This is a genomic window from Streptomyces sp. CA-288835, assembly GCF_050936385.1.
Classification (GTDB): domain Bacteria; phylum Actinomycetota; class Actinomycetes; order Streptomycetales; family Streptomycetaceae; genus Streptomyces.
The window spans coordinates 8,400,051-8,420,642 of record NZ_JBNJMW010000001.1 but is presented as its reverse complement, the minus strand read 5'-3'; the positions used below and the strand labels follow the sequence as shown (position 1 = coordinate 8,420,642).

15 protein-coding genes and 1 pseudogene are annotated in these 20,592 nt (G+C 67.5%); 3 read left to right on the top strand and 13 right to left on the bottom strand.

The genetic code is table 11. The features are described from left to right. Positions 1-34 precede the first annotated feature (34 nt). The 6 genes from prcA to arc all read right to left on the bottom strand — a co-directional run bounded on the left by prcA (position 35) and on the right by arc (position 6,212). The gene (prcA, locus tag ACQEVY_RS38035; RefSeq protein ID WP_432954219.1) at positions 35-811 is read right to left on the bottom strand and encodes a proteasome subunit alpha; all 777 of its coding nucleotides are present in this window, start codon (positions 809-811) and stop codon (positions 35-37) included. An 80-nt stretch (positions 812-891) separates the two neighbouring features. Next, positions 892-1,737: a proteasome subunit beta gene (gene prcB, locus ACQEVY_RS38030; RefSeq protein WP_432954217.1), complete on the bottom strand. Its 846-nt coding sequence runs from the start codon at positions 1,735-1,737 to the stop codon at positions 892-894. Beyond that, a complete protein-coding gene (locus tag ACQEVY_RS38025; protein WP_432954216.1) occupies positions 1,689-2,282 on the bottom strand; it encodes an endonuclease VII domain-containing protein in 594 nt (197 codons plus the stop codon). Before ACQEVY_RS38025 ends, prcB begins: the two co-directional genes overlap by 49 nt. A gap of 33 nt (positions 2,283-2,315) precedes the next feature. Next, on the bottom strand, positions 2,316-2,534 hold the full coding sequence (locus tag ACQEVY_RS38020) for a ubiquitin-like protein Pup (RefSeq protein WP_165341550.1): 219 nt from the start codon (positions 2,532-2,534) through the stop codon (positions 2,316-2,318). Between the two features lie 165 nt (positions 2,535-2,699). Further along, positions 2,700-4,211 carry a depupylase/deamidase Dop gene (gene dop, locus ACQEVY_RS38015; RefSeq protein ID WP_432954214.1) on the bottom strand — a complete coding sequence of 504 codons (1,512 nt, stop codon included), beginning with the start codon at positions 4,209-4,211 and terminating at the stop codon, positions 2,700-2,702. A gap of 234 nt (positions 4,212-4,445) precedes the next feature. Then, on the bottom strand, positions 4,446-6,212 hold the full coding sequence (arc, locus tag ACQEVY_RS38010; protein ID WP_328772780.1) for a proteasome ATPase: 1,767 nt from the start codon (positions 6,210-6,212) through the stop codon (positions 4,446-4,448). A gap of 254 nt (positions 6,213-6,466) precedes the next feature. On the opposite strand from arc, the gene ACQEVY_RS38005 reads away from it, so the two are divergent. Then, positions 6,467-6,772 (top strand): ferredoxin, encoded by a 306-nt coding sequence (locus tag ACQEVY_RS38005; protein ID WP_328772779.1) that lies wholly within the window; start codon positions 6,467-6,469, stop codon positions 6,770-6,772. 56 nt (positions 6,773-6,828) lie between these two features. Here the strand turns inward: ACQEVY_RS38005 and ACQEVY_RS38000 are convergent, their stop codons facing one another. From ACQEVY_RS38000 to ACQEVY_RS37990, 3 genes are all read right to left on the bottom strand, one after another. After that, on the bottom strand, positions 6,829-7,404 hold the full coding sequence (locus ACQEVY_RS38000; protein WP_432954212.1) for a hypothetical protein: 576 nt from the start codon (positions 7,402-7,404) through the stop codon (positions 6,829-6,831). Positions 7,405-7,594: 190 nt separating this feature from the next. Further along, positions 7,595-8,497, bottom strand: a complete 903-nt coding sequence (locus ACQEVY_RS37995; protein WP_328772777.1) for a tRNA (adenine-N1)-methyltransferase — start codon at positions 8,495-8,497, stop codon at positions 7,595-7,597. 56 nt (positions 8,498-8,553) lie between these two features. After that, positions 8,554-10,125: a site-2 protease family protein gene (locus tag ACQEVY_RS37990; RefSeq protein ID WP_432954211.1), complete on the bottom strand. Its 1,572-nt coding sequence runs from the start codon at positions 10,123-10,125 to the stop codon at positions 8,554-8,556. Positions 10,126-10,309: 184 nt separating this feature from the next. Between ACQEVY_RS37990 and ACQEVY_RS37985 the strand changes: the two are divergent. Then, positions 10,310-11,224, top strand: a pseudogene (locus ACQEVY_RS37985) (RecB family exonuclease); the annotation flags it as partial. Positions 11,225-11,607: 383 nt separating this feature from the next. After that, the gene (locus ACQEVY_RS37980) at positions 11,608-12,279 is read left to right on the top strand and encodes a response regulator (RefSeq protein WP_030356234.1); all 672 of its coding nucleotides are present in this window, start codon (positions 11,608-11,610) and stop codon (positions 12,277-12,279) included. A gap of 109 nt (positions 12,280-12,388) precedes the next feature. Here ACQEVY_RS37980 and ACQEVY_RS37975 read toward each other — a convergent pair whose 3' ends face one another. The 4 genes from ACQEVY_RS37975 to metH form a co-directional block, all read right to left on the bottom strand. Then, on the bottom strand, positions 12,389-13,972 hold the full coding sequence (locus ACQEVY_RS37975; RefSeq protein ID WP_432954209.1) for an ABC transporter substrate-binding protein: 1,584 nt from the start codon (positions 13,970-13,972) through the stop codon (positions 12,389-12,391). Positions 13,973-14,049: 77 nt separating this feature from the next. Beyond that, positions 14,050-15,654: an ABC transporter substrate-binding protein gene (locus ACQEVY_RS37970; RefSeq protein ID WP_432954207.1), complete on the bottom strand. Its 1,605-nt coding sequence runs from the start codon at positions 15,652-15,654 to the stop codon at positions 14,050-14,052. Between the two features lie 486 nt (positions 15,655-16,140). Beyond that, positions 16,141-16,836 (bottom strand): HAD family hydrolase, encoded by a 696-nt coding sequence (locus ACQEVY_RS37965; RefSeq protein ID WP_432954206.1) that lies wholly within the window; start codon positions 16,834-16,836, stop codon positions 16,141-16,143. Positions 16,837-17,041: 205 nt separating this feature from the next. Further along, positions 17,042-20,557 carry a methionine synthase gene (gene metH, locus ACQEVY_RS37960; protein ID WP_432954204.1) on the bottom strand — a complete coding sequence of 1,172 codons (3,516 nt, stop codon included), beginning with the start codon at positions 20,555-20,557 and terminating at the stop codon, positions 17,042-17,044. Positions 20,558-20,592 lie beyond the last annotated feature (35 nt).

Below are 20,592 nucleotides of genomic sequence, written 5' to 3'. Positions count from 1 at the left end.
GGGGCCGGGGCGCTTCACGTGATGACTGGCGGGCTTACTTCTCCTCGGAGGCGTCCGACCCATCGGCATCGTCAGAACCAGTGGACTCGGCGGCCGCAGCCCCGCCCGAACTGCCCTCCTCCAGCAGACGGACCAGCTGACGGCCCACAATGCGCTTGAACTTGCGCTTCTGCGGACGCGTCCGGTCCAGAACCGCCACCTCCAGCCGCTCCGCCGGAATCTCCCGCTCGCTGCCATTGGTGTCACGCGACAGCGCCTGAACAGCCAGCTTCAACGCCTCGGCCAACGTCATACCGTCCCGGTGACGCTGATCGAGATAGCTACTGATCTGCTCGGCATTGCCACCCACCGCGACCGAGCCATGCTCGTCCACGATCGACCCATCGTGCGGCAGCCGGTAAAGCTGGTCACCCTCGGGCGTCACCCCGACCTCCGCGACCACCAACTCCACCTCATACGGCTTCTCCGCTGCACTGGAGAAGATCGTGCCGAGCGTCTGCGCATACACATTGGCAAGACCGCGCGCCGTCACATCGTCACGGTCATAGGTATAACCCCGCAGGTCGGCGTAACGGACACCACCGATGCGGAGATTCTCGTACTCGTTGTACTTGCCGGCGGCCGCAAAGCCGATCCGGTCATAGATCTCGCTGAACTTGTGCAGCGCACGGGACGGGTTCTCGCCGACGAAGACAATGCCGTCGGCAAACTGCAGCACAACCAGACTGCGACCACGAGCGATGCCCTTACGGGCATACTCCGCCCGGTCGGCCATCTGCTGCTGGGGTGAGACATAGAACGGCGTCGACACCGGCTATCCGTCCCTTTCTGTGGAAGTCACTGGATCACCTGAAAAAGAGGGGCCATGGCCTTCATCACGGGCCGCAGCAGTCAGAGCAACGCGGCACGCGGGCCGTCAGGCTGCTCCAGGCGCCGCTCCAGGATCGAGCGGGCGATCTCGGAGGACTCCTCGTCGGTCAGACGGCGGAACCCGTCCTCGGTGATCACGGTGACGAGCGGATAAATCCGGCGAGCGACATCAGGGCCACCGGTCGCCGAGTCGTCGTCGGCCGCGTCATACAGGGCCTGCACGACGAGCGTCGTCGCCTGCTCCTCGGTCAGATCCTCGCTGTACAGCTTCTTCATGGCACCGCGCGCGAAGATCGAACCCGAACCCGTAGCCGCGAAGCCATGCTCCTCGGAACGGCCACCCGTCACGTCGTACGAGAAGATCCGCCCCTTCCCGCGGTCCACGTCAAACCCCGCGAAGATCGGCACCACGGCCAGACCCTGCATGGCCATGCCGAGATTCGACCGGATCATCGTCGACAGCCGGTTCGCCTTGCCCTCGAGCGACAGCTGCGCGCCCTCGACCTTCTCGAAGTGCTCCAGCTCCAACTGGAAGAGCTTCACCATCTCGACGGCGAGACCGGCCGTACCGGCGATGCCCACGGCCGAGTACTCATCGGCCGGGAACACCTTCTCGATGTCCCGCTGCGCGATGATGTTCCCCATGGTGGCCCGCCGGTCACCGGCGAGCACGACGCCGCCGGGGAAGGTCGTGGCCACGATGGTGGTGCCGTGCGGCGCCTCGATCACACCCTGAGTGGGGGGCAGTTGCCGGTTGCCGGGCAGGATGTCCGGCTGGTGATCGGACAAGAAGTCCATGAAGGACGACGACCCAGGCGTCAGGAAGGCAGCCGGTAGACGCCCGGTGCTACGAGTGTTGGCTTCCACGCGTTTCCTTCCAGGTAATCGGCAGCTCGGTTCATCGCGTCGGGGTCATCCCTCAACAGGCCGAGGCCGGAATTGCAGTTGAAGCACAGTACGCCTCGGACCCTACCCGTCTTGTGGCAGTGATCAACATGTGCGGCAGGTGCAGCCAAACATATGCAGCAGACGCCGCCTTGGGAGGCGATCAGCTCGTCACGCTCGGCTTCGGTGATGCCGTACTGGCGCTTCAGATGGCCCGCTCGACCCTCCGCGGCTCGACACGCCTTGCAGCGCGTCGACAAGCCGTCCGAGGCCGTTGCGTTGCGGTGCCACTCGCTCCACGGCTTGACCTCCCCGCACTTGAGGCAGAGCTTGTGCCCCTCCGGCACCTCTACCTTGGGACGAACCTTCCGCCCCAAGCTCTGCTGACGAGTCCGGTGATAGTCCGATGCGCAGTCTCGACAGTGCCGCTGCAGGCCGTCCAGGTTGGACCGCCTGCGAGCGAAGGCTGCGTACGGCTTGATCTCACCGCACCGCACGCAGCGCTTCACGTCCTCATCGCTTGCCAAGTCGCAATCCCCCCGTAACCTTCGATTCGAAGGTTACTCGCCGCCTTTCTGAACGAATGACCGAACGAAATCCTCTGCGTTCTCCTCCAAGACATCGTCAATCTCGTCCAGGACGGAGTCCACGTCGTCGCTCAGCTTCTCCTGGCGTTCCTTGAGGTCCTCTGAAGCCTGCGCGTCCTGCGTAGTCTCTTCGACCTCTTCGGTGGACCGCGTTGCCTTCTGCTGTCCGCCGCCGGTGTCCTTGGTCGCCATAACCCTCACCCCGCTCGGTTCGACGTTCTTGATCAGACCCTACAAGCAGGGTCCGACATCGGCCCCGCAGTTGCTACAACGTCCGGGCACCACCTTCATGATTCCCTGGCGCCGCTGTTTTCCACCCTGCCTGTGACCTGCAGCTTGTGGGTCCGGCTGGCTGGTTCAGCCGCCGGAGAGGACCCTGACCAGGTCTTCTGCTGTTCGGCAGCGGTCGAGGAGTTCCTTGACGTGATTACGCGTTCCGCGAAGTGGTTCGAGGGTTGGTACGCGTTGGAGGGAGTCGCGGCCGGGGAGGTCGAAGATCACGGAGTCCCAGGAGGCGGCTGCGACGTCGTCGGCGTACTGCTCGAGGCAGCGTCCGCGGAAGTAGGCGCGGGTGTCCTCGGGCGGCTTGGTGCGGGCGCGCTCGACGTCTGTGTCGTCGAGGAGGCGCTTCATCTTGCCGCGGGCCGCCAGTCGGTTGTAGAGGCCCTTTTCGGGGCGTACGTCGGCGTACTGGAGGTCGACGAGGTGGAGTCGTGCGGCGTCCCATTCGAGGTTGTCGCGGCGTCGGTAGCCCTCCATGAGTTCGCGTTTGGCGACCCAGTCGAGTTCGCCGGCGAGGCTCATGGGGTCGCTTTCGAGGCGGCCGAGGACGTCTTCCCAGCGGGTGAGTACGTCCTTGGTCTGTTCGTCCGCGTCGGCGCCGTACCGTTCCTCGACGTATTTGCGTGCGAGTTCGTAGTACTCCATCTGGAGTTGGACTGCGGTGAGTGTGCGGCCGCTGCGGAGGGTGACGAGGCGTTGCAGTGAGGGGTCGTGTGAGACCTGGTGGAGGGTGCGTACGGGCTGGTCGACGGCGAGGTCGACGGCGATGAAGCCGTCCTCGATCATGGAGAGGACCAGGGCCGTGGTGCCCAGTTTCAGATACGTCGAGATCTCGGAAAGGTTGGCGTCTCCGATGATCACGTGCAGGCGCCGGTATTTCTCGGCGTCGGCGTGCGGCTCGTCACGCGTGTTGATGATGGGGCGCTTGAGGGTCGTCTCGAGGCCTACTTCGACTTCGAAGTAGTCGGCGCGCTGGCTGAGCTGGAAGCCGTGTTCGTGGCCGTCCTGGCCGATGCCTACGCGTCCTGCGCCGGTGATGACCTGGCGTGAGACGAAGAAGGGTGTGAGGTGGCGCACGATGTCTGAGAAGGGGGTTTCCCGCTTCATCAGGTAGTTCTCGTGGGTGCCGTAGGAGGCGCCTTTGTTGTCGGTGTTGTTTTTGTAGAGGTGGATGGGCTGGGCGCCGGGGAGCTGGGCGGCGCGTTCGGCGGCTTCGGCCATGATGCGTTCGCCGGCTTTGTCCCAGAGGACGGCGTCCCGGGGGTTGGTGACTTCTGGTGCGCTGTACTCGGGGTGCGCGTGGTCCACGTACAGCCGTGCTCCGTTGGTGAGGATGACATTGGCGAGGCCGATGTCTTCGTCGGTGAGCTGGCTGGCGTCGGCGGCCTCGCGGGCGAGGTCGAAGCCTCGGGCGTCCCGCAGCGGATTCTCCTCCTCGAAGTCCCACCGGGCGCGGCGGGCCCGGTGCATCGCCGCCGCGTAGGCGTTGACGATCTGGGACGAGGTGAGCATGGCATTGGCGTTGGGGTGGCCGGGGACGGAGATTCCGTACTCCGTCTCGATGCCCATTACTCGCCGTACGGTCATGCGGCCCTCCTTGCCCGGCGGCGCCCTCGGTCGGGGGCGCAGCTCAAGTACCGCTGGTTCTCCGGTGCGTGTGCGGTGCCCGTCCCCGCACTGCGCGACTCGGCGGTATGGAAGAGCCTAGAACGCCTTTGCGCTGGTGGGGAGATCATTTGCGTCATTGCTCCGCTCCGGTGATGCCCTGGAAAACAGTCGACTGCGGGTACCCGTTGAGGGCACCCGCAGCCGCCCTGTCTTTTACAGGTACTGACCGGTGTTCGCCACCGTGTCGATGGAGCGTCCGGTGTCTGCGCCCTGCTTTCCGGTGATGAGGGTGCGGATGTAGACGATCCGTTCGCCCTTCTTGCCGGAGATGCGGGCCCAGTCGTCGGGGTTGGTGGTGTTGGGCAGGTCTTCGTTCTCCTTGAACTCGTCTACGCAGGCCTGGAGCAGGTGGGAGACCCTGAGGCCCTTCTGGTTGTGTTCGAGGAAGTCCTTGATGGCCATCTTCTTGGCGCGGCCGACGATGTTTTCGATCATGGCGCCGGAGTTGAAGTCCTTGAAGTAGAGGACTTCCTTGTCGCCGTTGGCGTAGGTGACCTCGAGGAAGCGGTTTTCCTCGGATTCGGCGTACATCTGCTCGACCGCGGTCTGGATCATGCCTTGGACCGTGGCGCCCTTGTCGCCGCCGTGCTCGCCGATGTCCTCGGGGTGGAGGGGGAGGCGTTCGGTGAGGTACTTCTGGAAGATGTCCTTGGCCGCTTCGGCGTCCGGACGTTCGATTTTGATCTTCACGTCGAGGCGGCCGGGCCGCAGGATGGCGGGGTCGATCATGTCCTCGCGGTTGGAGGCGCCGATCACGACCACGTTCTGCAGGCCTTCCACGCCGTCGATCTCGGCGAGCAGCTGCGGGACGATGGTGTTCTCCACGTCCGAGCTGACGCCTGATCCACGGGTACGGAAGAGGGATTCCATCTCGTCGAAGAAGACGATGACGGGGGTCCCCTCGCTGGCCTTCTCACGGGCGCGCTGGAAGACGAGGCGGATCTGCCGCTCGGTCTCTCCGACGTACTTGTTGAGAAGCTCGGGGCCCTTGATGTTGAGGAAGAAGCTCTTGCCCGTGGCCTGTCCGGTCACCTCGGCGACCTTTTTGGCCAGTGAGTTGGCGACGGCCTTGGCGATGAGTGTCTTGCCGCATCCGGGAGGCCCGTACAGCAGGACGCCCTTGGGCGGCCGCAGTTCGTGCTCCTTGAAGAGGTCGGGGTAGAGGTACGGGAGCTCGACTGCGTCGCGGATCATTTCGATCTGGCCGCCCAGACCGCCGATCTGTTCGTAGCCGATGTCGGGGACCTCTTCGAGGACGAGTTCTTCGACCTCGCTCTTGGGTACGACCTCGTAGACGTATCCGGATCGGGGTTCGAGCAGGAGGGCGTCGCCGGGGCGGATGGTGACGTCCAGCAGCGGCTCGGCGAGCCGTACCACCCGTTCCTCGTCGGTGTGCCCGAGTACGAGGGCGCGTTCGCCGTCCTCGAGGATTTCCTTGAGGGTGACGATGTCCCCGACTCGCTCGTACTCCATGGCTTCGACCACGTTGAGCGCTTCGTTGAGCATCACTTCCTGGCCGCGCCTGAGCTCTTCGAGTTCGACGCTGGGGCTGACGTTCACCCGCAGTTTGCGGCCGCCGGTGAAGATGTCGGCCGTGCCGTCCTCGTTCGCCGTGAGGAAGACGCCGAAGCCGGCCGGCGGCTGTGCGAGCCGGTCGACTTCTTCCTTGAGGGCCACGATCTGGTCGCGGGCCTCTCGGAGTGTGTTGGCGAGCCGCTCGTTCTGCGCGGACACGCCGGCCAGGTTGGTCTGCAGCTCGACGATCCGCTCTTCGAGAATTCTCGTGTGTCGCGGAGAGTCGGCGAGCTTGCGTCGCAGGACGGCGATCTCCTGCTCAAGATAGGCAATCTGCCCGGCGGGGTCCTCGGACCCTCGTCCCGGGCGGATGCCGCGGTTCATGTCGTCGTCGTGGGCTGCCACGGTCCTCACCTCCTCCAAGGGGAGCTGGACGCTTCCAGACCCTACCTGGGTGGGTGTCGATTGAAACCCCTAGATCACAAAGACGGTCGGGGTGTGTCCGATCTTCACCCTTGCGCTCTCCCTCACGCCAGGGAAATACCCACTGAATGGGAAGGGAAAGCGGGCGCAGGTAGGGTCTAAGTGTTCAACACCCGTCAGAGCTGGGCCGACTTGCGTTTTATTCCGGTTCGCTCGGCACAGGATCGGCAGGAGTCATGAGCGTTCAGCAAGAGGCCGGCGTCGGCGGCGAGGACCTGGAGGTGTGGATCGATCAGGACCTCTGCACCGGCGACGGCATCTGCGCCCAGTATGCACCCGAGGTCTTTGAGCTGGACATCGACGGTCTGGCCTATGTGAAGGGCTCCGGCGATGAGTTGTTGCAGGCCCCGGGGGCCACAACGCCCGTACCTCTGACGCTTCTGCGTGATGTCGCCGACTCCGCGAAGGAGTGTCCGGGCGAGTGCATCCATGTGCGTCGGGTTTCGGACAAGGCCGAGGTGTACGGCCCGGACGCGGAGTAGTTCGACGGTCACGTCAAGTCACTTTGCGCGCCGGGCCGTTCCGTATGTCTTCTTGGTCACACGCTCTGGGCGCCAGCGGGGACAGAACGGACGAATGCGCCGTTTTTCCACTGCCACTTGGCGCGTTCGTCCACGTCGGGGCAGCAACGTGGGACGTCGGGCGAGGAGTAGCCGAGCAGGTTGGCGGTGACGGTGGCGTCGCGTAGAGCGAAGTCCGTGACGGTGAGGCGCTCTTTCGGGTCAACGAGGGTGGCGACGATGCGGGGTTCGGTGGCGTCGGCGGCCTGAGTGAGTACGTACACGCCGCTTGGCGGGGCGCCCGCGATGGCGTCGCAGTGGACCACGGCGACTGTTTCGGGGCGGCCGTCGCCGTCGAGGTCTCCGGAGACCTTCTGCTGCACGACGACCTTGGTGGGGCCGCACTCCACGGGGTAGTCGACGCGGTTGGGATCGGGGGGCGCGGTGGCGGCGGGGGCGGTCTGTGCGCCGCGTCCGGTCTGGGCGGCGGTGGCCGCGTCGGGCTGCAGGAAGGCGGAGGCCGCGACGACTCCGGCGAGGGCGGTTGCTGTCGCCAGCCAGTGGATCGGGCGGGCGTGGGTGTGTGCCAGTTCCGGGACGGCGGATTGCTGCACGAGAGATGTGTCTCCTGTGAGGGCTGTGCCGGTGGGGTGGCCAGCATGGTGCCATACGTCACAGTGAGCGGGAACGGCGGGGTCCCTAGTTCTGTCGGGGTGTCAACAGAAAAGCGCCGTGGTCGAGTTCCCGAGAGGTCTCGGGAACTCGACCACGGCGGTTGCGCGTTGTATGCGGCACGGGGCCGCCTCAGCGGCCGGTGCCTCCGTCAGCGTTCGGGCCGGCGTAGTCCTCGCCGTATGCGCCCTTGGCGGGGCGGCGGCGGCGCATGGGGGGTTCGACGCCGTCGGCGAGACGGCGGGCAGTGAGCAGGAAGCCGGTGTGCCCGATCATGCGGTGGTCGGGGCGGACGGCGAGGCCCTCGATGTGCCAGTTGCGGATCATCGACTCCCAGGCGGTCGGCTCGTTGAAGCAGCCGATTTCGCGGATGGACTCGACGGTCCGGGCGAGCTGGGTGGTCGTCGCTACGTAGCTGCACAGGATGCCGCCGGGAACGAGGGCCTTGGAGACGGCCTCCAGGCACTCCCAGGGGGCGAGCATGTCGAGGATCACACGGTCGACGTCGGTGTCCGAGAGGTTGTCCTGGAGGTCGCCGACGGTGAGCTGCCAGGCGGGGTGGGGGCCGCCGAAGTAGCGCTCCACGTTTGCCTGCGCGATCTCGGCGAAGTCGGCGCGGCGCTCGTAGCTGTGCAGCATGCCGTGGTCGCCGATGGCGCGCAGCAGGAAGCTGCTGAGCGAGCCGGAGCCGACGCCGGCCTCCACGACGCGGGCGCCGGGGAAGATGTCGGCGAAGGACAGGATCTGCCCCGCGTCCTTGGGGTAGACCACGGCGGCGCCGCGGGGCATGGACAGGACGTAGTCGGGGAGCAGGGGGCGCAGCGCTAGGTAGGCGACGTTCCCCGTGGTGCGGACAACGCTGCCCTCGGGGGCGCCGATCAGCTCGTCGTGCGGGAAGGACCCTTTGTGGGTGTGGAAGTTCTTCCCGGCTTCGAGCGTGAACGTGTAGTGGCGTCCCTTGGGGTCAGTGAGCTGGACCTGGTCCCCGACCTTGAAGGGCCCGCGTCGGCGGGCGGCACCGGTCGGTTCGGACATGTGACCAGCCTACCGGCCTGGGAACGGGCCGTAGACCACGCGCGCGTGTGCTGAGCTCAGCTGGGCCTGGCCATGGCCTTGACGAAAGCGCGCTCGACGTCGGCCGCGGACAGGACGCCGTAGATCTCGCCGGACTCCTCCACCACCAGGTACTCGGTGGCGGGGGTGGCGCGCAGCACGTCGAGGAGTTCTTCGCCCGCGAGTTCGGCGGAGATCCGCATGCCGTCCGTGAGGTCCTGGGCGAGGCCGCTGACCGCGACCCAGGGGCGGCGGTGTTCCGGTACGCCGACGATGGCGGCCTCGCGGACGATGGAGAGGGGCTCACCGTGGGCGTCGACCACGACCAGGGCGCGGGCGCCGGCGTCGTTGGCTCGGCGCAGGGCTTCGGAGAGCGGGGTGTCGGTCTGTACGGGGACGGCGCGGCGGGTGAGGGCGCGGGCGCGGAGCTCCGGGAGGTGTTCCCTGAGGCGGGCCATGCGAAGGCTGTTTCCGGCGCCGGTCCAGATGATCGCTGCGAGGATCGCGGCGAGCAGGGCGTCCATGACGGTGTCCATGCCGCCGATGTCCTGGGCTTCGCCGCCGAGCGCGCCGGACTGGGTGAGCAGGGGCAGTCCGATGAGTACGGAGATGGCGAGGGCGCGGCCGACCCAGGCGGCGGCGATGGTGCCGGTCATCGGCTTGCCGGTGATCTTCCAGACGACGGCGCGGAGCATGCGCCCGCCGTCGAGGGGCAGGCCGGGGAGCAGGTTGAAGGCGGCGACGATCAGGTTGGAGATCATCAGGCCGGCCAGCAGTACGCCGGGGACGGTGCCCGGTTCGACGGTCCACAGGGCGAGGTAGAAGAGGCCGGCGAGGACGAGGGAGAGCAGGGGGCCGACGAAGGCGAGGATGAACTCGCGGCCGGGGGTCTCGGACTCCTTCTCGATCTCGGAGACGCCGCCGAAGAACTGCAGCTGGATGCGGCGCACCGGCAGTTTGAAGCGCAGGGCGGCGACCGTGTGGGCCAGTTCGTGGACGAGTACGGAGGCGTAGAAGGCGACGGCGAAGAAGAGGGACACGAGGTAGCGGGCGCCGCCGAGTTCGGGCAGTACGCGCTCGAGTTGGCCGCCGAAGACCCAGGTGATGAGTGCCGCGACGAGGAACCAGCTGGGCGCGACGTAGACGGGCACGCCGAACGGGCGGCCCATGAGCAGGCCGCCGCCGGGTCCCTTGGCGCGCTGTGGGGGCCGGGGTCCGGGGCCGCCGTCTCCGGCAGGGGGTTGCGCGCCGGAGCCACTGCCGCCGGGGCCGGGGCCGGGATCGTCCGTGCCCTCGCCTCGGCGGGCCGCAGACGGCGCCGTCGGGCCGTCCGGCTGTCCGGCCGGGGCGTCCGCGGCCAAGGACCTCTCGGCGTCCCCTGCCCTGTCGGAGTGACCTGCGGACGGGGGCTGCTTCTCCCAAGCCACCGTGTCCGTCGGGCCATTGATGGGTGTGGTGTCGGTGGGATCGGTGGAGGCCGGGCGGTTGTCGTCGCCGGCCGACTCTCTGTCGGAGCGCGGGTGTGCGGAGGTGGCGTCCGGCACCGCGGGGTGCTCGGTCGCTTCGTCCGTACCGGATCGCGGCTGCCCGCTCCCGCCGCTCTCGTCCACGCTGTCCCCTCGTTCGACGCGTCTCCCGCTCACGATCATGCAGGGCGAGAGGTTCTGCCGTCGATGGTATGCGGCCGTCGCGGTGCGTTTCGCCCCGGCACCCCCACTGTTTCCCGGCCGTTGTGCACACCTGGCAGGTCACTGTGTGTGGCGTTGTCAGTGGCGGGCCGTAAGGTCTGTCGTCATGGAAACCAGTACCGACGACGGCGTCGCGCAACCGGACACCGGCACGGGCTCCGGCACCTCGTCCAAGGCCGCCGTGGCGGTGCCGCCGGCCTCGTTGTCGCCCTCTCGTGCCGGTGACTTCATGCAGTGTCCGCTGCTGTACCGGTTCCGGGTGATCGACAAGTTGCCCGAGAAGCCGAGCGAGGCGGCCACGCGCGGCACGCTGGTGCACTCGGTCCTGGAGCGGCTCTTCGACGCCCCTGCCACCGAGCGTACGGTGCCGCGTGCGAAGTCGCTGATCCCCGGTCAGTGGGACCGGTTGCGTACGGCGAAGCCGGAGCTGGCCGAGCTGTTCGCCGACGCCGACGAGCAGGCGGCGGGCGAACGGCTGGCGCGCTGGCTCGCCGAGGCCGAGCAGCTTGTCGAGCGCTGGTTCACGTTGGAGGACCCGACCCGTCTCGAGCCCGCCGAGCGCGAGCTGTTCGTGGAGGCCCGGCTCGAGTCGGGCCTCAAGCTGCGCGGCATCATCGACCGGGTCGACGTCGCGCCGACGGGCGAGGTGCGGATCGTCGACTACAAGACGGGCAAGGCGCCGAGACCGGAGTACGCCGAGGGCGCGCTGTTCCAGATGAAGTTCTACGCCCTGGTGGTCTGGCGCCTGAAGAAGGTCGTCCCGCGCCGCCTCCAGCTTGTCTATCTCGGCAGCGGTGACGTGCTGACGTACGACCCCATGGTCGCCGACCTGGAGCGGGTCGAGCGCAAACTGCACGCACTGTGGGACGCGATCCGCCACGCCACCGAGACCGGCGACTGGCGCCCGCGCCCCACGAAGCTCTGCGGCTGGTGCGACCACCAGGCGGTGTGCCCGGAATTCGGTGGCACTCCCCCGCCGTATCCCTTGCCGGTGAGGGCGGCAGATCGGGCCTCGGCCGGAGGGCCGGGGGCGGCATCCCAGGAGACACAGCCGCTGCCGGTGACGGCGGCCGACCCGGACTCGGCCCGAGATCCAGGCGTCGCCGCCCAGCAGCCACAGCCGCTGCTGGAGAAGGCGGCCGACCCGGACCCGGCCCGAGATCCAGGCGTCGCCGCCCAGCAGCCACAGCCGCTACCGGCGAGGGCGGCCAGCCCGGACGCAGCCCGAGATCCAGGGGGCGTCCCCCAAGACACCCAGTCGCTGCCAGCGAGGGCGGCCGACCCGCACTCAGCCGAGGGTCCGGGGGCCGTCCCCCGGGAGGCGCAGACCTTGCCGGTCAGGGCGCCCGAGTCCGGCGGAGCCCAACAGGGCAGAATGGGGCCGGACTAGCGAAGGAGACTTACGTGGCCATCCGTGTCCTACTGGTCGACGACCAGCCGCTGCTGCGAACCGGCTTCCGGATGATCCTGGAGGCGGAGCAGGACATCGCGGTCGTCGGCGAGGCCGGAGACGGCCTCCAGGCACTCGACCAGGTACGTGCCCTGCAGCCCGATGTGGTTCTGATGGACATCCGTATGCCGCGGATGGACGGTGTCGAGGCGACCCGGCAGATCACCGGCCCCGGCCGGGACGGCCCCGCGAAGGTCCTGGTGCTGACCACTTTCGACCTCGACGAGTACGTGGTGGAGGCGCTGCGCGCGGGCGCCAGCGGTTTCCTGCTCAAGGACGCCCCGGCCAACGAGCTGGTGCAGGCGATCCGCGTGGTAGCCGCGGGCGAGGCGATGCTCGCGCCGAGCATCACGCGCCGGCTGCTCGACAAGTACGCGGGCCATCTGCCCTCGGGCGACGAGCCGGTGCCGGACACCCTGCACACGCTCACCGATCGCGAGGTCGAGGTGCTGAAGCTGGTGGCCCGCGGTTTGTCGAACGCGGAGATCGCCGCGGACCTCTTCGTCAGCGAGACCACGGTCAAGACGCACGTGGGCCACGTCCTGACCAAGCTGGGCCTGCGGGACCGCGTACAGGCGGCGGTGTACGCGTACGAGAGCGGACTGGTGCGCCCCGGCGCGCAGTGACCGACCGCGCCGACCGCGCACCCCTACACAGCAATACGGCGATGGCCGCACCGTTTCCGAGGAAAGGGTGCGGCCATCGCCGTATACGCAGAGCCGTCGGTCCGGACCGTCAGTCCTTGCTGATCTCCCAGAACCGGAACACGGTCGACGCGTCGAGGCAGTACTCCAGGCCGTACACGTTGTCGCGGACGACCGCGTACTGCTTGGCCTGCCAGATCGGGAGGACCGGGACCTCCTCGGCGACGATGTCCTGGAGCTGCCCGTACTGCTGCTCGGTCGAGGCGCGCTCGCTCAGGGCGGCGGTCTCGGGGATGAGCTGCCCGGTGATCTTGGAGTTTGTGTAGCCGTTGCCGAGGACGTTGCCTTCCCCGAAGAACGGCGCCGTGAAGTTGTCCGGGTCGGGGTAGTCCGGCACCCAGCCCTTCACATACACGCCGTACTTGCCCGCCTCGATGTCCTTCTCGTACTGGTCGTAGGCGACGGACTTCACGCTCGCGTCGAACAGGCCGCTGTCGTTGAGCTGCTTGGCGATCGCCTTGAACTCCTGGTCCGTGGACGGGCCGTAGCGGGTGGGCGTGGACCAGAGGGTGAGCTTCACCTTCTCGGTGACGCCGTCGGCGCGCAGTACGTCCTCGGCCTTGGTGCGCGAGGGGCGGGCGCCGTAGGTGTCGAAGAAGGCCGTGTTGTGGCCGGTGATGCCGGCCGGGATGATCGAGTACAGCGGTGTCGCCGTGGACTCGTAGACCTCCTCGACGAGGGCCTCGCGGTCGAGGAGGTGGGCGATCGCCTTGCGGACGCTCAGCTTGCCCGCGACCGGGTCCTGGGTGTTGAAGACCAAGTGCTGCACCTCGGCGCTGGAGCCCTCGATGACCTCGATGCCCTGGCCGGTGGACGTGTCGTTCTCGATGTCGGCGACGTCCTGGGCGGCGAGTCCGCGGTAGGCGACGTCGACCTTGGTGTCGGTGAGGGCCTTGCGCAGGCCCTTGCGGTCGCCGTGGAAGAACTTGAGGGTCACGCCGGAGTTCCGTACGTCGGCGTTGCCTTCGTAGTTCTCGTTGACCGAGAAGACGGCCTCGTCCTCGCTGAAGGAGTCGAGCTTGTACGGGCCCGAGCCGACGGCCTTGCCGTCCTCGCGCAGCCCGTCCGCGTCGTACTCCCGATGGTTCACGATCGAGCCGGCGCCGGAGGCGATCTTGCTGGGGAAGGTGGCGTCGGGGACCTTCAGCTGGAAGACGACCGTCTTCTCGTCCGGGGTCTCGACCTTGTCGAGCATGGGGAACATGATCGCCGGGCCTTCGGCGTCATTGATCTTCATCATGCGGTCGAAGGAGAACTTGACGTCCTCGGAGGTGAGTTCGTCACCGTTGCTGAACTTCAGACCGTCGCGCAGGGTGCACTCGTAGACCCTGGTGTCCCCGTCCGTGAAGGTGCAGGACTTCGCGGCCTCCGGCTCCGGTTCCGTGCTGCCCTTGGGGAAGCTCAGCAGGGACTGGAAGACGTTGTTGAACAACAGCCAGGAACCCGGGTCGTAGCCGGAGGCGGGATCGGTGGCCAGGACGTCGTCGGTCATCCCGATGGCGATGGACGAGCCGGTGCCTCCGGATTCGCCCCCCTGGGAGCCGCAGCCGGCCAGCAGAGTGCCGGCCAGCGCCGTCGCTATGGACAGAACGGGCCATTTGGTGCGCATGTTCACGAACGTGTGCCTTGTCGTTGGTCGAACGCGTTGGTCAAACGCGTTGGTCGAAGAAACTCGCTGACGCCGTGGTGGGGTCAGCCGCTGACGCCGTGGCCCAGCTCCCAAAGCTGAAGCGTGGCGGTGGAGTTGAGGGCCCGTTCGGCTCCGGTGATGTCGTCCCGTGCGGCGATGTACTGCTTGCCCTGCCACAGCGGCAGCACGGGTACGTCCTCGGCGACGATGTTCTGGATCTCCTCGATGCTCCGCGACGCGGTGAGCCGGTCGGCCTGCCGGCGGGACTCCGGGATCAGGGTGTTACGGATCTCGGGGTTCGCGTAGGGAGAGTTGATGGTGTTGTTCTTGTCGAGGAACGGCGCGAGGTAATTGTCGGCGTCGGGGAAGTCGGGGAACCAGCCCATGCCGTAGACCTCGTACTTGCCCTTCTGCTCGTTGGGGCGGAACGTCGCCCACTTCTCGCCCTTGATGTCGACCTCGAACAGTCCGCTGTCGTTCAGTTGCTTCTTCAGCATCTCGAACTCGTCTTTGGTGGCGGGCCCGTAGTGGTCGACCGTGTAATGCAGGGTCAGCTTCACCGGCGTGGTGACCTTCGCCTCGGACAGCAGGGCCTTGGCCTTGGCGGGGTCGGGCTGGCCGTACTTGTTGAAGAACGAGTTGGCGTGGCCCGTGACGGTGGCCGGCACCAGGGAGTACAGCGGGTCGGCTCCGGAGCCGTATACGTCGGAGACGAGTTCACCGCGGTCGATGACCTGCGCCATCGCCTGACGGACGGCCTTGGACTTCACCGACGGGTCGTTGGTGTTGAAGCCCAAGTAGCGGATCTCCAGGCCGGGCTGCTCGATCAGGTCGATGTCCGTGGACTTGGCGTTCTGGAGCTTCCTGATCAGCGAGGGCGACATAGTGCGGGTCATCACGCTGATATTGCCCTTGCTCAGCGCGGTGCCCATGGCGTCGGGAGTGTCGAACGAGCGCAGTTCGACCTCGTCGTTCTTGACCTTCAACTGCCCCTGGTAGTTGGGGTTCTTGGTGAAGACGGCGTTGACGAGTTCGTCATTCTTGACCTCGGCCTCGAGGGTGTACGGGCCGGAGCCGTCCACCGCGAAGCCGTCGCGCAGCTTGTTCTTGTCGTAGTCGTCGGGGTTGACGATGCCCGCGACCGGCGTGGAGAGCTTGAACGGGAAGGTGGCGTCGGCGGTCTTGAGGTGGAAGATCACCTCGCGGTCACCCTTGGTCTCGACGGTGTCGATGCTCGAGAGCAGGGCGAAGACTCCGCTGTCGGCCTGGATCCGCAGCGCGCGTTCGATGGAGAACTTCACATCGCCCGCGGTCACCGGGTCGCCGTCGGCGAACTTGAGGCCCTCGCGCAGGGTGCACGCGTACCGCTCGTTGCCGGTGTCGGTGAACCCGCAGCGCTGGGCGGCCTCGGGCTGAGGGTCGCCACCGCCGTCGGGCAGGGTCATCAGCGTCTGGATGGTCTGCCGCAGCACGTTCCAGGTCCCGACGTCGTACGCGTATGCCGGATCCAGTGGCGCGGGCGCCTGCTTCGAGGCGGCGAACCGGTCGGTGGTGCCCACGACGATCGCGTCGTCGCCGCCGGCCCCGATGTCGGACCCGCCGCAGGCGGCGAGGACCGGGGCGAGCAGGCCGATCACGGCCGGCAGCACCAAGGTCTTTCGGTTCATGCTCGAAGTTCTCCAGAGCTTTCGATCCGTGAACCGGCGGGCCGGGGTGTTGCAAGCAGGGTCACGGGTGTTACGGCGAGGTTCTCGACTCGAGATTAGTCCGCACCAGCAGTACCTCTCGCCATGACCGGAGTTGACGCCCCATCACGCTGCGAAACCGGGCGCGGACGCACCGAAAACCCGACACCGGAAGGATTCGCGCACGGCTCCATCAAACGGGACACAAAGGCACGTCTCGTACCGCCAGTAAGGGGCTTACGGCATATCGCACGCCTTATGTCGACCCGGCTAGCGGGTGGGGAAGATCACAAGCTCGACAGGGTTGTGCGCCGTAGCAATTCGGCCATTCGGCGAAGATTGAATTACTCGGGTGGCCCGCACACCTAGTTTGTTTCTGACTTTATCTCGGATTCAACTTTTCACGGATGGTGAGCGCTCGTCACATTCCCAACCGCAAGCAGACGCCCAGCAGTCTGCGAAAGGTTCTCAGACCGTCAGCAAGCCGCGCAGGAAGGTCAGGTCGACCTCTTCCAGCGAGGGCACGACGGTGCGCCGGGCGGCCGGGGTGATGGGAGCCACGGAGGGTACGGCCACCACATGGCACCCCGCGGCTTCAGCGGACGCGATGCCCGTCGCGGTGTCCTCGATGACCACGCACCTGGCCGGGTCCGCGCCGAGGCCCGCGGCCGCGAGCAGATACGGGTCGGGGTGCGGCTTGGTGCGCTCGACCTCGTCCCCCGCGACGGTCAGCCCGAAGTTTCCCGGGCCGAGGGAGATCAGTACGCGGTCGATGATGCGGCGGTGCGAGGCGGAGACCAGAGCCGTGGGAATCTCATGCGCGGCCAGCTCGGCGAGCAGCCTCGCTGCCCCCGGCATCAGCGGCAGGGCGCGGGCGATACGGGCCTCGAACCCGTCGTTGAGCAGCACCGTGAGCTCGGCGAGGGTGATGTCGGCTCCGGTGGCCTCGATGAGGAAACCCGCGCTGCGGGTCATGGGACCGCCGACCACGACATGACGCCAGGAGTCGTCGAGCTTGTGGCCCAGGCGTGCGAACACCTCGACCTCGGCGTCCCACCAGAAGTCCTCGGTGTCCACCAGGGTTCCGTCCATGTCGAGGAGCACAGCCTGCAAGGCGGAGCCTTCGGCCGTACGGGTACCGAGTGCGGGGACCGTACTGGTCATACGGGCACACCTCCGAGAGGGACGAGAAGGCCGGCTCCTGGTGAGGAACCGGCCTGCGTTGGACCGACCAGTGTACGACTCTGACGGCGGAAACGCTGCGTTTAACCGACGTGTGCGAGGGCACACTGTAGGCCCGCCGTGGGGCCATCTCAGCGTGCCCTCGCACTCGATCCCTGCGCCCTCGCGAGCCCGCGTCAGTCTCGGCTCAGCGGGCGTTGAAGTACTTCGCCTCCGGGTGGTGGATGACGATCGCGTCCGTGGACTGCTCCGGGTGGAGCTGGAACTCCTCGGAGAGCTCGACGCCGATCCGCTCCGGCTCCAGCAGTTCGGCGATCTTGGCGCGGTCTTCCAGGTCCGGGCAGGCGCCGTAGCCGAGCGAGAAGCGGGCGCCGCGGTACTTCAGGGCGAACATGTCCTCGATCTCGGCCGGGTCCTCCCCGGCGAAGCCGAGTTCGGACCGCACGCGCGCGTGCCAGTACTCCGCCAGAGCCTCCGCCAACTGCACGGACAGGCCGTGCAGTTCGAGGTAGTCGCGGTAGGCGTTCGCCTCGAACAGCTTCGCCGTCTCCCCGCCGATCCTGGAGCCGACGGTGACGACCTGGAGGCCGACCACGTCCGTCTCGCCGGACTCCTCCGGGCGGAAGAAGTCGGCCAGGCACAGCCGGCGGCCACGGCGCTGGCGCGGGAAGGTGAAGCGGGTGCGCTCGTTGCCCGCCTCGTCCAGCAGGATCAGGTCGTCGTCCTTGGACACGCACGGGAAGTAGCCGTAGACCACGGCCGCTTCGAGCAGGTTGTCCCGCTGCAACTGGTCCAGCCAGCCGCGTAGCCGGGGCCGGCCCTCGGTCTCCACCAGCTCCTCGTACGTGGGCCCGTCGCCGGTGCGCGCCTGCTTCAGCCCCCACTGGCCCTTGAACAGCGCGCCCTCGTCCAGCCAGGACGCGTACTCCTTGAGCTGGATGCCCTTGATGACGCGGGTGCCCCAGAACGGCGGCTCGGGGATGGGGTTGTCGATGGCCACGTCGGAGCGGACGGCGCCCTCCTCGGGACGCTCCTCGACCTCCACCGTGGCGGCCCGCACCCGGCGCTGCCTGAGCTCCGGGAGCGTCGCGCCGGGCACTCCGCGCTTGACCGCGATCAGGGCGTCCATCAGCCGCAGGCCCTCGAACGCGTCGCGGGCGTAGCGGACTTCGCCCTCGTAGATCTCGTGCAGGTCCTGCTCGACGTACGCCCTGGTCAGTGCGGCCCCGCCGAGGATGACCGGGTAGTCGGCGGCCATCTTGCGCTGGTTGAGCTCCTCCAGGTTCTCCTTCATGATCACCGTGGACTTGACCAGCAGGCCGGACATGCCGATGACGTCGGCTTTGTGCTCCTCGGCGGCCTCCAGGATCGCGGAGACGGGCTGCTTGATGCCGAGGTTGACGACGTTGTAGCCGTTGTTGGACAGGATGATGTCCACGAGGTTCTTGCCGATGTCGTGGACGTCGCCGCGCACGGTGGCGAGCACGATGGTGCCCTTGCCGGCCTCGTCGCCCTCGACCTTCTCCATGTGCGGTTCGAGGTAGGCGACCGCGGTCTTCATCACCTCGGCGGACTGGAGCACGAACGGCAGCTGCATCTGGCCGGAGCCGAACAGCTCGCCGACCACCTTCATGCCGTCAAGGAGCGTCTCGTTGACGATGTCCAGGGCCGGGCGCTCCTGGAGTGCGTCGGCCAGGTCCTGCTCGAGGCCGTTCTTCTCGCCGTCGATGATGCGGCGCTTGAGGCGCTCGTCCAGCGGCAGCGCGGCCAGCTCTTCGGCGCGGCCCGCCTTCAGCGACTTGGAGGTGGCGCCCTCGAACAGCGCCATCAGCTTCTGCAGCGGGTCGTAACCCTCGGCGCGGCGGTCGTAGATGAGGTCGAGGGCCGTCTGGACCTCCTCCTCGCTGAAGCGCGCGATGGGCAGGATCTTGCTCGCGTGCACGATCGCCGAGTCCAGGCCCGCCTTGACGCACTCGTCCAGGAAGACGGAGTTGAGCAGCATGCGGGCGGCCGGGTTCAGGCCGAAGGAGATGTTCGACAGGCCCAGCGTGGTCTGCACATCCGGGTGGCGGCGCTTGAGTTCGCGGATCGCCTCGATGGTGGCGATGCCGTCCTTACGGGACTCCTCCTGGCCGGTGCAGATGGTGAAGGTCAGGGTGTCGATGAGGATGTCCGACTCGTGGATGCCCCAGTTGCCGGTCAGGTCGTCGATCAGCCGCTCGGCGATCGCGACCTTGTGCTCCGGGGTACGGGCCTGACCCTCCTCGTCGATGGTCAGCGCGATCAGCGCGGCGCCGTGCTCCTGGGCGAGCTTGGTGACCTTCGCGAACCGAGACTCCGGGCCGTCGCCGTCCTCGTAGTTGACCGAGTTGATGACCGCCCGGCCGCCCAGCTTCTCCAGGCCGGCCTTGATGACGTCGACCTCGGTGGAGTCCAGCACGATCGGCAGCGTGGAGGCGGTGGCGAAGCGGCCGGCCAGCTCCTCCATGTCGGCGACGCCGTCCCGGCCCACGTAGTCCACGCAGAGGTCCAGCATGTGGGCGCCCTCGCGGATCTGCTCGCGGGCCATCTCCACACAGTCGTCCCAGCGGCCCTCCAGCATGGCCTCGCGGAACTTCTTCGAGCCGTTGGCGTTGGTGCGCTCGCCGATCGCCATGTAGGCGGTGTCCTGGCGGAACGGGACCGTTTGGTAGAGGGAGGCGGCGCCCGGCTCGGGGCGCGGATGCCGCTCGGCGGGCGTCAAGTCCCGTACGCGCTCGACGACTTGGCGCAGGTGCTCGGGGGTCGTACCGCAGCAGCCGCCGACCAGGGAGAGGCCGTATTCGCGTACGAAGGTCTCCTGGGCGTCGGCCAGCTCCGGCGCCGTCAGCGGGTAGTGGGCGCCGTTCTTGCCGAGGACCGGCAGGCCCGCGTTCGGCATGCAGGACAGCGGGACGCGGGAGTGGCGGGCGAGATAGCGCAGGTGCTCGCTCATCTCGGCGGGGCCGGTCGCGCAGTTCAGGCCGATCATGTCGATGCCGAGCGGCTCCAGCGCGGTCAGCGCCGCGCCGATCTCCGAACCGAGGAGCATGGTGCCAGTGGTCTCGACGGTCACCGAGACGATCAGCGGCAGATCGACGCCGAGGGACTCCAGGGCCCGGCGGGCGCCCAGTACCGACGCCTTGGTCTGCAGCAGGTCCTGGGTGGTTTCGACGAGCAATGCGTCGGCGCCGCCGGCGATCATGCCCTCGGCGTTCTGCTGGTAGGCGTCGCGCAGCACGGTGTACGGGGCGTGACCCAGCGTCGGAAGCTTCGTGCCCGGGCCCATGGAGCCCAGCACCCAGCGCTGCTGCCCGGTCTTCTGGGTGAACTCGTCGGCGACCTCGCGGGCGATGCGCGCGCCGGCCTCGGACAGCTCGTGGACGCGCTCGGCGATGTCGTACTCGCCGAGCGCCGCGTGGTTGGCGCCGAAGGTGTTGGTCTCGACGCAGTCGACGCCCACGGCGTAGTACGCCTCGTGGACGGTGCGGACGATGTCGGGGCGGGTGAGGTTGAGGATCTCGTTACAGCCCTCGAGGTTCTCGAAATCCTCGAGCGTCGGGTCCTGAGCCTGCAGCATCGTGCCCATGGCGCCGTCGGCCACCACCACTCGGGTGGCGAGCGCCTCGCGAAGGGCATCGATGCGGGTCCGGCTGTCGGCGGAGGGGGTTGGCGACGAGGCCATGAAAAGGGCTCCCTGTTGTGCGACGGCTGTCGGCT

Bases quoted from the DNA above. Each gene is read 5' to 3' on its own strand.
- ACQEVY_RS38020 (WP_165341550.1), bottom strand. From the start codon at position 2,534: ATGGCGACCAAGGACACCGGCGGCGGACAGCAGAAGGCAACGCGGTCC.
- dop (WP_432954214.1), bottom strand. From the start codon at position 4,211: ATGACCGTACGGCGAGTAATGGGCATCGAGACGGAGTACGGAATCTCC.
- ACQEVY_RS38005 (WP_328772779.1), top strand. From the start codon at position 6,467: ATGAGCGTTCAGCAAGAGGCCGGCGTCGGCGGCGAGGACCTGGAGGTG.
- ACQEVY_RS37995 (WP_328772777.1), bottom strand. From the start codon at position 8,497: ATGTCCGAACCGACCGGTGCCGCCCGCCGACGCGGGCCCTTCAAGGTC.
- ACQEVY_RS37970 (WP_432954207.1), bottom strand. From the start codon at position 15,654: ATGAACCGAAAGACCTTGGTGCTGCCGGCCGTGATCGGCCTGCTCGCC.
- ACQEVY_RS37965 (WP_432954206.1), bottom strand. From the start codon at position 16,836: ATGACCAGTACGGTCCCCGCACTCGGTACCCGTACGGCCGAAGGCTCC.
- metH (WP_432954204.1), bottom strand. From the start codon at position 20,557: ATGGCCTCGTCGCCAACCCCCTCCGCCGACAGCCGGACCCGCATCGAT.